This window comes from Mycobacterium asiaticum DSM 44297 (assembly GCF_000613245.1).
Classification (GTDB): Bacteria; Actinomycetota; Actinomycetes; order Mycobacteriales; family Mycobacteriaceae; genus Mycobacterium; species Mycobacterium asiaticum.
The window spans coordinates 21432-35713 of the sequence record NZ_HG964937.1 but is presented as its reverse complement, the minus strand read 5'-3'; the positions used below and the strand labels follow the sequence as shown (position 1 = coordinate 35713).

The 14282-nt window shown below is 66.8% G+C and carries 12 protein-coding genes and 1 pseudogene; 6 read left to right on the top strand and 7 right to left on the bottom strand.

Features of this window, described 5'->3' with window-relative positions:
* Positions 1-42: 42 nt before the first annotated feature.
* From BN972_RS10735 to BN972_RS10710, 6 genes are all read right to left on the bottom strand, one after another.
* Positions 43-1260, bottom strand: a complete 1218-nt coding sequence (locus BN972_RS10735; RefSeq protein WP_036357416.1) for a cytochrome P450 — start codon at positions 1258-1260, stop codon at positions 43-45.
* A 2-nt stretch (positions 1261-1262) separates the two neighbouring features.
* The gene (locus BN972_RS10730) at positions 1263-2255 is read right to left on the bottom strand and encodes an SDR family oxidoreductase (protein WP_036357413.1); all 993 of its coding nucleotides are present in this window, start codon (positions 2253-2255) and stop codon (positions 1263-1265) included.
* The gene (locus BN972_RS10725) at positions 2248-3378 is read right to left on the bottom strand and encodes a spirocyclase AveC family protein (protein ID WP_036357410.1); all 1131 of its coding nucleotides are present in this window, start codon (positions 3376-3378) and stop codon (positions 2248-2250) included. The genes BN972_RS10730 and BN972_RS10725 overlap by 8 nt, the downstream gene beginning before the upstream one ends.
* A 2-nt stretch (positions 3379-3380) precedes the next feature.
* Positions 3381-4499, bottom strand: a complete 1119-nt coding sequence (locus BN972_RS10720) for an ABC transporter substrate-binding protein (RefSeq protein ID WP_036357408.1) — start codon at positions 4497-4499, stop codon at positions 3381-3383.
* A gap of 56 nt (positions 4500-4555) precedes the next feature.
* Positions 4556-5401 carry a CbbQ/NirQ/NorQ/GpvN family protein gene (locus tag BN972_RS10715; protein ID WP_036357406.1) on the bottom strand — a complete coding sequence of 282 codons (846 nt, stop codon included), beginning with the start codon at positions 5399-5401 and terminating at the stop codon, positions 4556-4558.
* A 114-nt stretch (positions 5402-5515) separates the two neighbouring features.
* Positions 5516-7213: a nitric oxide reductase activation protein NorD gene (locus BN972_RS10710; RefSeq protein WP_036357402.1), complete on the bottom strand. Its 1698-nt coding sequence runs from the start codon at positions 7211-7213 to the stop codon at positions 5516-5518.
* 91 nt (positions 7214-7304) lie between these two features.
* Between BN972_RS10710 and BN972_RS10705 the strand changes: the two genes are divergently transcribed.
* The 6 genes from BN972_RS10705 (at position 7305) to BN972_RS10680 (ending at position 13222) form a co-directional block, all read left to right on the top strand.
* On the top strand, positions 7305-8456 hold the full coding sequence (locus tag BN972_RS10705; protein ID WP_036357399.1) for an acyl-CoA dehydrogenase family protein: 1152 nt from the start codon (positions 7305-7307) through the stop codon (positions 8454-8456).
* Positions 8453-9547: an acyl-CoA dehydrogenase family protein gene (locus BN972_RS10700; protein WP_036357396.1), complete on the top strand. Its 1095-nt coding sequence runs from the start codon at positions 8453-8455 to the stop codon at positions 9545-9547. Before BN972_RS10705 ends, BN972_RS10700 begins: the two co-directional genes overlap by 4 nt.
* Entirely contained in the window at positions 9544-10479 is a 936-nt protein-coding gene (locus BN972_RS10695; RefSeq protein WP_036357393.1) for an SDR family NAD(P)-dependent oxidoreductase, read from the top strand. Before BN972_RS10700 ends, BN972_RS10695 begins: the two co-directional genes overlap by 4 nt.
* Positions 10480-10482: 3 nt before the next feature.
* The gene (locus BN972_RS10690; protein WP_036357390.1) at positions 10483-11130 is read left to right on the top strand and encodes a nitroreductase family protein; all 648 of its coding nucleotides are present in this window, start codon (positions 10483-10485) and stop codon (positions 11128-11130) included.
* 130 nt (positions 11131-11260) lie between these two features.
* Positions 11261-12523, top strand: coding sequence for a TetR/AcrR family transcriptional regulator (locus BN972_RS10685; RefSeq protein ID WP_036357386.1), 1263 nt, complete (start codon positions 11261-11263; stop codon positions 12521-12523).
* A gap of 54 nt (positions 12524-12577) precedes the next feature.
* Complete coding sequence (locus BN972_RS10680; protein ID WP_036357384.1) at positions 12578-13222, top strand: SDR family oxidoreductase; 645 nt, start codon at positions 12578-12580, stop codon at positions 13220-13222.
* A gap of 7 nt (positions 13223-13229) precedes the next feature.
* Here BN972_RS10680 and BN972_RS31180 read toward each other — a convergent pair.
* A pseudogene (locus tag BN972_RS31180) lies at positions 13230-14282 on the bottom strand (PE family protein); the annotation flags it as partial.

Sequence of the window (14282 nt, the reverse complement as noted above, 5' to 3'; positions counted from 1 at the left end):
TGGAAACTAGCCGATTGGCAAGTTGCAACTTCGAAATACTCCCTATTGGGGGTCGAACAGGACCGGTACCGACGTCGGCGACCGGAACACCTGACCCCGCACGTGCGGGTCGTCACCGTCGGGATCCAGCCGTAGATTCGGCAGCCGATCAAGCAACAGGTTGATCGCGGTGCGCATCTCCAGGCGGGCCAGGTGCATGCCCAGGCAGACGTGCACACCGTGTCCCCAACCCAGGTGCGCGCGGGCCTGCCGATGGATGTCGAACTTGTCCGGGTCGGGATAGCGGTCGTCTTGACGGTTCGCCGCGCCGAGCATTGGCATCACCGTCGCGCCGGCCGGGATAGCCACCCCACCCAGTTCGGTATCGCGGGTGGCCACCCGGGTGATGGTCAACAGCGGTGACTCCCAGCGCACGCCCTCTTCGATCGCCTGTGGCAGCAGCGATCGATCGGCGCGGATCGCGTCCAACTGATCCGGGTTGGACAGCAGCGCCAGCAGCAGGCTGCCCAGCGACCGGTAGGTCGTCTCCACGCCCGCTGGCAGCAGCAGCCGCAGGAACGAGAAGATCTCCTCGTCCGCGAGCTTCTCGCCGTCAATTTCGGCCGCGCCCAGCGCGCTGATCAGATCGTCCTTCGGCTCGGCGCGGCGGGCCTCGAGAATGGGTGCGAAGTACTCGCACAACGCAGCCGCGGCCGCCAGCCCCCGTTCGGGGTTCATCAGCCAACTGAGCAGCGAGATCGACCAGCGCTGGAATTGCGGGTAGTCCTGCTCCGGCAAGCCGAGCAAGCCGGCAATGACCTGGCTGGGATAGTCGAAGGTGAACTCTTTCACCAGATCCGCCTTGCCATTCGGGGCGAACTTGTCGATCAGGCTGTTGGCCACCCGGCCGACCAACTCGTCCTGCCAGCGCGCCAATGACTTTTGCGAGAACGCCTTTGACACCAGTGACCGCAGCCGGCCGTGCACCGGTTCGTCCATGCCGAGCATGACGCGCTCGCCGAGCACCGGGCCGAACGCAGCGATGACGGCCGCCGACGAGAAGGTCTCGTTGTCGCGCAGCATCTGCTGGATGTCCTCGTGGCGATACACGATGAACATCGGCAACGACTCCTCGTGCGGCAGGGCGCCCGAGGTCTCCAGGCGTTGCACCGGTTCCTCGCGACGCAACCGGGCCAATTCGGTGTAGGGGTCGCGAACGTCGCCGGAGATGGCGTCGTCGAAGGCGCCGAAGTCCTCCAGATCGTCGAATAGCTGTTCCATTATCAGTCCCCTTCATTCGCCTTAGCGCGCCGCGCGGCCAGCGCAGCCAGGCGCTGCAGTACGGGCTGCGGAAGAACGCGCGCGGCGAAAACCATTCCTCGTTGAGCAGCCGTCAGTGGATACGCCCCGCCGCGCATCGAACCCTGCCGCGGTATGCCCAGCACGATGCGGGACACCTGATGCATGCCGGAAGCCGGCAGAAACCTGTTGAGCGCCAACAACATCGACGCATCCAGGCCGACTCCGCGGCGGCGGAACGGTCGCCGGTCGTCGAGCGCCTTGACCAAGCCGTCGGTGAAGCGCTCGGGCGGCCGGGCAAAACTGACCGCGAAGCGCCCGCGGGTGTTCATGGTGTGGTGCAGCCGCGCGTAGGGGCCGTCGAAGTTACGGTCGTCAATGGTGCCCGCGTCGGTGATGATCTCGGTGTCGTAGGTGCCCGCCACCAATACCGTGACACCGAGACCGAAAGGTGCGACCTCGCACGCCAGCGATTCACCCCAGCGTTCCATCGCTCCCTTGGCCGCCGAGTACGGCGCCGTGCCCGGCTGACCACGCACCCCAGCCGCACTGGCTACCAACACGATGCGCCCCTGCCCCGCCGCCCGCATCGAGGGCAACAGCGCCTGGGTCAGGGCTACCGGACCCAAGACGCTGGTGGCGAACATCTTCTGCCACAACGCCATATCGGTCTCTTCCATCATGCCTGCGGCGGAGATCCCCGCGTTGTGGACGAGCGCATACGGTGCGCCCACCGCTTCGTCGATCGACTTGGCCGCGGCGGCGATGGACGCTGCATCGGTCAGGTCAAGCTGGACCGGGATCAGCCGGTCGTCGTCTTCTGCTGCGCCGGTCGCCTGGCGCAGCGATGCGATACCTGGCTCCGGGGTTCGCATGGCCGCGACCACCCGCCACCCTTCGCGGTAAAGCCGCACGGCCGAGGCGAACCCGAGTCCGCGGGACGCGCCGGTGATGACGACGGTGCGGGGCTCAGCCATTCTTGCTCGCACAGGGGCCTTGGCCCGGTGGCGGCGGGTCAACGTGCGGCCGGCCGTCGGGCTGCCCGCTCATCCAGGTCGACCAGATGCCCACCGAGAACGGGCCCTGTGCGCCCGCCTTCTCGTAGAACCCTTGTGGGTCATAGACTTTGGCTTCCGGGTAGGGCCACGGGCAGGCCACCGACGTCGCCAACTTGCTGGCCTTGATGGCGGCGAACCAGCCGCCGTAAGCGAAGTACGAAACGTTGATGATCGCGAACATAACCAGGAAAGTCCCCAGCACAGGCCGGCTGGGAAACAGTTTGGCTTTCGCGGCCAGCTTCTCGGCCACCGACTTGCCGGTGTCATCGCGGTACACCAGGATCGCCGCGGGCACCATCACAAACGTCACCGAGAACGACTCCCAGATAAGCGGGAACTGGAAGGTCGTACCGGTGAACACCGAACCCCACGGGATCACCTGCGAATAGATGTACATGCCCCAGTGCGTCAGCGTGATCTCCAGAAAGGCGTCCATCACGAAGCCGAACACCATGGTGATCAAGCCCAGGCTGATCAACGGGTGCCGCGAGACGAACGCCTCGGGGCCGCGTTTCGCCTGTTGCTTGCGCAGCAACCACACCGCCGGGAAATAGGGGCCGAAATAGAACATGACATAACCGAATACGACGAACGGCTCCACCGTCGGCGACAGCGACACCAACGGCCACGACTCCGGCCAGTGGATCAGGTCGGGGTTGTATACCGCGAACGGTGCCCAGTTCATGATCGGGTCCTGCCAGACGATCAGCGTCGTACACAGGAACATCAGCATCGCCGGGCTGCCGGGATTTCGGCGCCAGCCCCTGATGAACACGATCAGCAGAACGAGCAGTGCGACCGCGGTGGCGCTATCGAGGAAGGTGATGTAGTCGAGGCCGAACATGAACTTGACGGGCCGGGGTCGGCCCTCGACATTCGGGTTGGCCACACGCGGATCAAGTTCGGTGCGGCACACCGAGATGAACATCAACGCGAACGCCGCCAGCGAAGCGCCGGCAATCCAACGGCCCCAGTTGATCTGGCGGCCGGACGTCAGGGTCTGTGCCTTATCGGGGGCCAGCGAGGTCTGGTCGGTACTCATGGTCAACTGTCCTCTCCGAAGCGATCAACCAGGTGGGAGTTGACGCCATCGGCATCCAAGGTCCGTGCCACCAGGTAGCCCGCACCCATCCAAGCCCGCCGGGTCCACTTACCGAAGGACACTCGGGTGCCGGGCGCACCCGACGCGGCCGGCATCATTTTCACCCGCTCCAAGGCCTCTTTGACCCCCCGCGGGCTGAGCGGGTGCGCGTCGCTGAACGCCCGCACCAAGGTGGCGGCGACATCGCGGTTCACCACCGTCACGCAGTACTCCGGGCGACTGCCGTTGTATTTCTGGGCGTACTTGTCCAAAAACTCCTGGCCGATCCGGTTCGCCTCGTCGTACTGGTCGATACCGGTCCAGCCCATGAACGCGTTCCACATGATCGGGTTCACCCAGGCGTTCTGCCACGCGGTGGTGGTGAACCGGGGTGGGTCCCAGCTCAGCGCTTCAAGTGCTGGGTTGATGAAGACGATGCCGAATCCGAAACCCAGGTGCACGATCGCCTCGGCCTTCGCCTCATGCAACGTTCGCACGGCGCCATTGATGTCCTGAGCGGTCTGCGCGATGGCAACCTCCGCGACGATCCGAATGCCCTTGCGGCGGCAGGCGCTTCGCAGATTCTTCAAGTAACTCTCGCCGATAAGGCTCTGCTCCACCAGAACACCGATCTCGGCGAGGCCGCGTTTGGCCACCAGGTCGGCGATGAAGATCGGCTCGTCGGTCATCGACCCCTGCGGAAAAGAAAACGTCCACTCCCCCAGCCAGTCGTCCGTGCCGGTTACGCTGATCGCCGGTACTTTGAATCGCTCTTCGATCGCCTCGCGCAGTGGCACACAGTTGTCGGTGATGTTGGGCCCGAACACAACCAGGCAGCCCTCGTCGACCAATTCGCCGTACGCATCGATCACCGCCTTGACCGAACCCTTGGGCAGGCCTTCCACTTCGCGATAGATCATCTGCACGGGACGGTCCATCACGCCCTGCTGCACCGCCTCCTCGAAAACCAGGTCGAAAGTCTGAGTGAACGAGGCGAACAGCTCCTCCGGAAAGCCTGGGGGAAGCCGGAAGTCCATCAGGTAGCCGACCTTGATGGGTTCTGCCGTGCTCTCGTAGGACATCAGACCTCCGACCTAATATTTGTTCAGACCCTAGCGGCGGCGATATACAGCGTCAATCATCGCGGCCCCGCGCCGAGGTACACATCCACCATCTCGTCGAGCGCACGCCCCACCGCGACATCGTCGGTGAGCGGTCCGGCGATCGCGGCCCGCGCCGCCTCGGCCATCGGCAGACCCTCGGCGACAAGCCGGCCCGCGGCGATGAGCACCCGGGTGGACGCGACCTCACGCAGGCCGCCGGTCTCCAGTCGCCGAATCGCTTGACCGAACCGCACCAGCTCGGCCGCGGTGGGCCCGTCCACACCCGCCTCGTGCGAAACGATCTCCTGCTCGAGTTTCGGTGCCGGGAAACCGAATTCGATGGCGACCATGCGCTGCCGGGTGGAGTCTTTGAGGTCTTTGAGCACGCTCTGATAGCCAGGGTTGTACGACACCACCAAGCCGAATCCGGGTGCGGCGTCCAGCGTCACACCCAGGCGCTCGATCGGGAGTTGCCGGCGGTGGTCCGCGAGCGGATGCAATACCACCGTCGTGTCCTGCCGGGCCTCGACCACTTCGTCGAGATAACAGATCGCGCCCTCGCGCACCGCCCTGGTCAACGGGCCGTCGACCCACACCGTCTCGTCGCCACGCAGCAGGTACCGGCCGACCAGGTCGGCCGTGGTGAGATCGTCGTGACAGGCAACGGTGATAAGCGGCCGGCCGAGGTCGTGGGCCATGGCCTCGACAAAGCGGGTCTTGCCGCAACCGGTCGGGCCCTTGAGGACCAGCGCCAGACCTTGGCGGTACGCCGCCTTGAAGATGGCCTCTTCGCGGCCGACCGCCGTGTAATAGGGCCGCACCGTTTCCGCCACCTCAGCGGCCGCACCGTTCCGGTGGGCAATGCCGGACTCGTTGGCCATAGCTTCCCTTCTGCCGTTCTCGGAGCCTATCCGGAACAGATCTTTGTTTCAAGTCTCGTGGTCGGCCGCGCAGCGGCGTTGCCCGGCGAACTATGTTCTGGGACTGGGCATTACTCATGAAACTCGGCGCCGGACCTCGGCCGAGCGCAGGGCCGACCTGAACAGGGGTCCGATGACACCGGCCAGTTGATCCGGGCGTGCGACGGTGGCGTGTGCGGTGCTGCCGAACACCCGGCGCAACGACGGCACGTCGGTCCCGGCGCCGATGGTCAGGCACACGCAGCCGGTCCCCCGCCTGCGGGCTTCAGTCAGCGCGCGACGCGCATCGGCGGCGCCATAGGGCCGTTCATAGCCGTGGTCGTATGCCAGCCCGTCGGACAGCACCACCAGCAGCCGCCGGGATGTGCCGCCGCCCGCTTCCAACACAGCCGAGCCGTGCCGGATCGCCGCGCCGAGACGCGAGTACGCGCCGGGTTCCAGACTATTCAGCCGTCTCATGACACGAGTGTCGAGGTGGTCGTCGAATCGCTTGACCGGCACCATGCTGACCGCGCGCCGGCCTTGAGAGTAGTAGGCGTACAGGGCAATTCGGTCACCGAGGTCATGCAGGGCGACCATGAGGTTGGCAACGGCCGTCCGCTGCTGTTCGTGCACGGTGCGCCCCGCCGTTCCCGGTTCGGCGGCCGACCCCGAGACGTCGAGGAGCAACAGCACCGACAGGTCACGCCGGCGCCGCAAGCTGTCGAGGTACACCGCCTCGTCGGGAACCGATCCCGCCCGCACCTCGACGCGGGCCTCGACCGCCGCGTCGATGTCGATGTCGTCCCCCTGCGCCTGACGGTGGCGGCGATGCAGACCCATCCCGAGCCGCGACAGCGGCCGCCGCACGCCGATAGCGGCATCGATCCCAGGAGTGGCCGACGCTTTGATCTTCGGTTCGACTTCTTGGACGGTGCACCACTGGGGCCGATAACTTCTGCGCGCCACGTCCCACTCCGGATACGTCACGCCGTTGGAGGCGCGTTGGGATTGCGGATCGTTGACGTCTTCACTGGACACGGTGGCCAGTAACGACGCGGCGTGTAGGCCGCGATTGGCGGTGTTGATGCGATGTGTCGGGGAATCCGCGCCCGGTGGTCCGCCGCCACTGCCGGTCTTGCGTGCGGACGAGAGCAGTTTCTTGAACCACTGACCGATGAAACCGCCGCCGCCCACCGGGCTGGTGAACAGATCGGGACCGTCGGAGTCGTCGACTTCACCGTCGTCCAACTCGGCAAGCTCTGCAACCCCCTGAACCCGCGGCACGTATTGGGGATCCGCTGCATCCTGCTGCTGGTTGGACCGCGAGCCGGCGGCCAGCACCTTCGCGGCGCGAATCACCCCGAACTCGGGCGGGACCTCCTCGAGCGCCCCGCGCCCTTCGGCAAGTTGCAACGAGGCCAAGGGTGACTCGCTGCGGCCGGCGATTCTTCGATCGCCCAGCTTGCTCAGAACCGGCGGCAGCAGGCCGCTATTGGCCACGAGCGCACGGTGGGCCTCGATCGCCAGATACCGTCTGGCCAGCCGGGCGTGGCGGACCAGCGGGCGGACCACGTCAGGATCCAGGCTGCCGGCCGCGATCAGTGAAGCCTGGACGGCCACGGTCTCCAGGCGCACCCGCGGCGCGGCTGCGGCGTCGAGGTAGATCGTTTGACCGTCCGTCCAGGGCGGGTCGCCCGGGCGCAACTGGTCGACCGCCACCGGGCGCCCCGCGAGAGCCGAGGCGAGCATGCCGAGGCCGTGGAGCTGATCGCCGGGAGCATCTTCTCCCATGTCCGACTCCCGCACCTCTGTTGACCAAATATCTGTTCCAACGTAGAGTCCGGCTTGGCTGCAGTCAATCGCATGAGGTCGAATAGCAAACGTGGATTTCTCCTACCCCGCGGAAGTGGAACGATTCCGCGACGAGCTGCGTGGCTGGCTGTCCGAAAATCTCACCGAGGAATTGACCGCCGCGCGCCGGCCCTCCGGCCGCAGCGACGCGGTCTTCGAAAAGCTCCGTGCGTGGAACGCGACCATGGCCGATGCCGGCTGGGCGGCGGTGTCCTGGCCACGGGAGTACGGCGGCCGCGGGGCGACCGTACTCGAGCAACTGGTCTACACCGAGGAGACCACTCGGGCGCGGGCGCCACTGCCGCTCAACGTCATCGGGATGAACAACATCGCTCCGGCGATAATGCAGTACGGCACCGAGTCGCAGAAGACGACGCTACTGCCCCGGATGATGCGTGCCGACGACATCTGGTGCCAAGGGATGTCCGAGCCAGAAGCCGGCTCTGATCTGGCCGCGCTGCGGACGAAGGCGGTGCGCGACGGTGACCACTTCGTCGTTACCGGACAGAAGATTTGGACATCGCTGGGCCATCAGGCCAACTGGTGTCAGCTGTATGTTCGCACCGATCCGGAGGCCCCGAAGCACAAGGGGATCTCCTGCTTGATCGTGGACATGAGCCTGCCCGGTATCGAGGCACGCCCGTTGGTGACGCTCAACGGCGACACAGATTTCGCCGAAGTGTTCTTCCATGACGTCCGGGTGCCGGCCGACGCGCTGCTCGGTCCCCTCAATGGCGGCTGGCGGGTTGCCACCACGACGTTGAGCCATGAGCGTGCCGGCGCAGCCCGGCTCTACGCGGAAATGCAAGTACGGCTGGAAGAACTGGTTGCCGACTTCGCGGAGACCGACGGCGGCGAGGCGCTGGAGGACCCGGTGATCCTGCGCCGGCTCGGGGAGATATCGGTGCGCATGAAATATCTGGAAGTTCTTTGCCAGCGGGCTATCTCGGCGACTCTGCACGGCGGCGACCCACTCGGCTCGGCCAGCTTGGCGAAGACGGTGTGGGGTGAGATCGGCCAGGATCTGGCCGCCCTGGCGTTCGACGTGCTGGGCACCCGCGGCGTGCACGGTCGCTGGGCTGATTACCGGCTGACATCCCGGTCGCTGACCATCGCGGGTGGCACCAGCCAGATCAACAAGAACATCACCGCCCAGCGGGTCCTGGGTTTGCCGCGCTCATGAATCTCGAACTCACCGAGGAACAGGTGGCGCTGCGCGACACGGTGCGGCGTTTTCTGGCCGAGCGGGCACCGATCTCCGGGCACGTGCGCGTGCTGCTCGACGAACCCACCGGGAGCACCGAGACCGTGTGGCGCGGCCTGGCCGACTTGGGCGCGACCGGCCTGCTGGTGCCGGAGGCAGCCGGCGGTGCCGGCCTGACCATGGTCGACGCCGGCATTGTTGCCGAGGAACTCGGCGCCGCCCTGCACCCGGGCCCCTGGCTGTCCACGGCGGTCGGTGCCGTGCGGGCGTTGACTCGGCTCGGCGGTGAGCCGGCGTCGAGGATCCTCGCCGAGATTGCCGCCGGAACATCCGTAGCGACGGCCGCACTGTTGGATACCGGCACGGTCGCGGCAATCGAACGTGAGCCGCACGTCGTGCTCAAGGGTGAGATCGCTCTGGTGCCGGACGCGGCGGCCGCCGACATCATGCTTGTTTTGGCGCAGGACGGCGACGACATCGGGCTCTTCGCCGTGAAGACCGCGGATTCCGGCCTCTCCGTGACGCTCGAACGCGGAATTGACCCGACGCGCAAGCAGTTTCGAGTCGAGCTTGACGACGTGTCCGCACAGCGGCTGGGCACGCTGTCGGCCGACGCCATCCGGGCCACGGCTGACGACGTGTTGATCGTGACGGCCGCCGACGCGCTGGGCGCCGCACGTGCCGTGATGACCATGGCGATCGAACACGCAAAGGCGCGAAAGCAATTCGGCCAGGCCATCGGATCGTTCCAAGCGGTACAGCACCTGTGTGTGGACATGTTCGAGACGGTCGAGTTGGCTCGCAGCGGGGTGATTCATGCGTTGTGGGCGGCTGATGCCGCCGATTCCACGGAGCGCCACCTGTCCGCGATGCGAGCCAAGGCGTTCGCCGGTCGGTTGGCCGCCGTCGGGGACACCGCCATCCAGGTGTTCGGCGGCATCGGATACACCTGGGAGCATGATGCGCACCTCTACCTCAAGCGACTGCTTGGCTGGAGCGCATTCGGAGGTGGGCCCGACACGTACCTGACCGAAATCGGTGCGCGCCTGGCAAACAAGGGACAGCGATGATCGATTTTGCGGGGCAGGTCGCCGTCGTCACCGGCGCGGGCCGCGGCCTCGGACGCTTGTACGCGCTCGAATTGGCTCGCCGAGGTGCCGCGGTCGTCGTCAATGACCTCGGCGGGACCATGCACGGTGAGGGTGCCGACACCACCGTCGCCGACCAGGTGGTCGCCGAAATCGAAAACGCGGGCGGCACGGCGGTGGCCTCGCACGAGTCGGTGGCCAGTCCTGAGGGCGGCGCCGCGATCATTCAGGCTGCCCTGGACAAGTACGGCCGGCTGGACGCGGTCATCAGCAACGCCGGCATCTTCAACAGCATCGCCTTCGACGAATTGTCCCCCGAAGACTGGCGTCGGATGCTCAGCGTGCACCTGGACGGCGGGTTCTATCTGAGCCAGCCCGCCTATCGAGTGATGAAGACGCAGGGCTACGGCCGGTTCGTGTTCATCTCCTCCTCGGGAGGAATGTTCGGGCAGCCATGGGAAGCGCATTACGCGGCCGCGAAGGCGGGCCTGGTTGGGCTGTGCAACGTCATCGCCATCGAGGGCGCCGAACACGGCATACTCGCCAACACCGTACTGCCGTTCGGCTTTTCGCGCATGGTGACCGAAACCGTCGGGGACCCCGAAGCGCTGGAACGGATCGGCTTTCTGGAGTTGATCAAGCCCGAGTTGGTGGTGCCGATGGTGATCTTCTTGGCCAGCCGCGCTTGCGACTTCAGTCACCAGAACTTCTCCGCGTGCGCGGGCCGCTTTGCGCGGGTGTTCGTCGGCCTCGGCCAGGGCTGGCTCGCCGACCCCGCCCATGCACCGACTGCCGACGACATCGCAACGCATCTGTCCGAGGTGAGCGCGACCGAATCGTTCACGGTGCCGGGTTCCATCTTCGAGGAAGTGTTCGGCGTCTGCGCGCAACGCGGCGTCGACTTAGGAGTCTGATCTGTGGACATCCCCTACCTGCTGACCGCGACTCGCTCGGCGCGCAAGTCGCTCGACCTGGACGCGCACGTCGACCTGGACGAAATCCGCGACTGCCTGCGCATCGGTCTTCAGGCCGCCAATGGCTCCAACCAGCAAACCTGGCGGTGGCTGTTGGTGACCGATCCGGCGTTGCGGGGCAAGATCGGGGAGTTCTACCGGGAAGCGTATCTGCGCCGTGTGGGCGGTCAGCTATTGACGGAGATGATGCCGGCCGGGACGCCGGAGACCCGGCTGATGTCGTCGACGGAGTGGCTGGTGGAGAACCTGGCCCGGATTCCGGTGCTGGTGATCCCCTGCTACCGGCCTTACCTGCCCCGCATCGACGGCGACGAGTCCTTCTATCGGGCAACGCTGTACGGCTCGATCTTTCCGGCCGTGTGGAACTTTCAGCTCGCCCTGCACACCCGGGGCTACGGCACCTGCATCACCACCCTGCACCTGCACCACGAGACAGCCGTCGCGGAACTGCTCGGCATCCCGGCGGACTACGTGCAGGGCTGCCTGCTGCCCGTCGGCCGCCTGCGCGCCGGGACCACGTTCCGGCCCGCCCGCCGCCTCCCCGTCGACGAGGTGATCGCGGTCGACCACTGGTCGGGCCCGCCCGGCTAGGATGGGTCAGCGGGGCCGTACGCAGCGCGTTTGGCGCGGCCATTCTGGTAACCTCTAACAAAGATTTGGTTCAGCAGGAAGACGGGATTCGCATGTTGCCGACGCTGCGATTCACCAAGTCCGGCCGGCCATGACCGACAGCGCAACCGAATCCCGAACCCGGCGGACCGAGATCCTCGAGACCGCGGCAACCTTGATCGCCTCGTCGGGACTGCGCACCTCCCTGCAGGAAATCGCCGATGCGGCAGGCATTCTCCCGGGCAGTCTCTACCACCACTTCGAATCCAAAGAAGCGATACTCGTCGAGCTCATTCACCGCTATCAGGCCGATCTGGCGCGGATAGGGCAAAGCGCTCAAGCGAAACTGGACGAGCCGGACTCACGGCCCCCGGCCGAGCAGATCATCGAGTTGGGCTCGGCGATCGCCAACTGCGCTGTGCGACACCGCGCGGCCTTGCAGATGTCCTTCTACGAGGGACCGAGCGCGGATCCCGAACTGATGAAGCTGACGCAGCAGCGCCCCGTCGCGATCCTGGAGGCGATGCTGCAGACACTGCGGGCCGCCAGATGGAGCGGTTACATCAAGGCCGACATCGACCTTCCCACGCTGGCCGATCGGATCTGCCAGACCATGCTGCAAGTCGGCCTCGATGTGATCCGGCACAACTCCTCCCCCGACCAGGTCGCCGCGTTGATGTGTCGAATCATCTTGCAGGGGTTGGCGTCCCGGCTACCCACCGATCCCGCGCTGGACCGGTCGCCGGCATTCGCCGCTGCCAGCGAGGTCATCCGGACCTGGGCTGACGACAGTGCGGCCGACCCCAGTGACAAGGCGGCACATTTGCGGGCCGTGGCACGAACCGAGTTCGGCCGCAAGGGATATGAGGTCACCACCATCCGGGATATCGCGTCGGCGGCCGGGCTGGGGACCGGAACGGTGTACCGGGTGATCGGGTCCAAAGACGAACTACTGGCCTCGATCATGCGCTCATTCGGCCAGAAGGTCGAAGCCGGCTGGGTTGACGTGCTGCGGTCGGCAGGGACACCGATCGAGAAGCTGGACGCCCTCAGCTGGGTCAATGTCAATGCGTTGGACCAGTTCTCCGACGAGTTCAGGATTCAGCTGGCGTGGATGCGCCAATCGCCGCCACGGGACACCGTGAACCCCGGGTGGTCCTACACGACGCGGCTGCGTCAGATGAAATCCCTACTGGCCGAAGGAATCCGGTCGGCCGAGATCCGCGCCGACGCGGCGTCGACAACGATGTTGGCCCGATGCATCATCGGCATGCAGTGGATACCGGAGAACATTCTGCGCGCGGTGGGCACCCGCACGTCGTTGCTGCTGGCCCGCGACACGGTCTTGCGGGGCGTGGCGATTCGGGACAAGTAGTAACCAAAGATATGGTCCCGACGCCGGTTCGGTGATACGCGTAGCGTGACGGGCATGGCACAGATCATCATCATCGGCGGGCACGGTAAAGTCGCGCTGCACCTGGCCCGGATCCTGAACAAGCGCGGTGACCGCGTGAGTTCGGTGTTCCGCAATCCCGATCACAGTGCCGACGTCGCGGCCACCGGCGCCGAACCGGTGACCGCCGACATCGAGCAGCTCGGTACCGATGAGTTGGCCGATCTCGTGTCGGGGCATGACGTTGTCGTCTTCTCCGCCGGGGCCGGTGGCGGCAACCCAGCCCGCACCTATGCCGTCGACCGGGATGCCGCGATCCGGGTGATCGACGCCGCCGAGCGGGCGGGAGTGCGGCGGTTCGTCATGGTGTCCTACTTCGGTGCCGGTCCCAATCACGGTGTTGCGCCGAGCGATTCGTTCTTTGCCTACGCGGAGGCCAAGGCGGCCGCCGACGAGCACTTGCGGGCCAGTGGCCTCGACTGGACGGTGCTCGGACCGGGCAGGCTGACGCTCGAGCCGGCGACCGGACGGATCGCGATCGGCGAGGCGAAGGGTTCGGTTTCTCGCGAGGACGTCGCGCTGGTGGCCGCCGCAGTGGTGGCCGACGACTCGACCATCGGGCGCACGATCGAGTTCAACAACGGTGATGTGCCTATCGCGGAGGCGTTGGCGAAGAACTGAATCGCCTCTAAATGCTGCCTCCCTGACCGCCGGGACCGCCGGCACCACCAGTTCCGCCGTCAGAGACGTCTGGTCCGGGATTGCCCGGTTGGCCGGGTTGGCCCGGCTGACCCGGCTCGAAATCGGGCCCGTCATGGGCGGTGCCGCCAGTACCACCGGCGCCGCCGTGACCGCCGAGGCCGCCAGCAGCGCCGCCGATGGCGGCGTCGGCACCGTCGCCGCCGGATCCGCCGTCGCCGCCGTCCCCGCCTCGAATCGCACCGTCGCCACCGGTGCCGCCTGCACCACCCGGTCCTCCGGCACTACCGTCGCGACCATCACCGCCAGGGCCGCCGTTGCCACCGTTGCCGCCTGGACTGCTGCTGCTCGATGCGCCATTGCCGCCGGTACCGCCGCTGCCGGCGGGATTGAACGCAGAGCCGAAGCCACCGGCACCGCCCCTGCCGCCGTCCCCACCGGCGCCGGTCCCCCCGGTGCCGCCGGTGTCCCCGGTAGTGGAGCCGCTGCCACCGGTGCCGCCCATGCCGCCGACGCCACCGGGCCCGCCCGTCCCGCCGGTACCACCGGTGCCCGCCTGGTGGAGAATGCTTCCGTCGGCGCCCCGGCCCCCGGTTCCGCCGGTACCGCCGGTGCCGCCGGTTCCGCCGGCGCCGCCCGCACCACCGGCGCCTTTGTCGCCAGCGGTGCCGGCAACTGCCGACCCGCCCAAACCGCCGTCTCCCCCAGTGCCGCCGGCGCCACCAATAAATCCGGTACCGCCGGTTCCGCCGGTACCACCGGTGCCACTACCGCCGTTGTCGAATGTGCCATCCGCGCCGGTGCCGCCCATCTGCCCCAGTCCGCCGATTCCGCCGGTTCCGCCGGTTCCTCCTGCGCCACCGTCGCCGCCATCACCGCCGTTGACGCCCCCGGCGCCGCCCTGGCCGCCGACGCCGCCGGTCCCGCCGGTCAAGCCGACCTGGCCCAGCAATCCGGGATTGTTGGCGTTACCGCCGTTCCCGCCGGCTCCGCCCTCACCGCCGTCGCCGACCAACCCACCGTTGCCGCCGGCGCCGCCCGC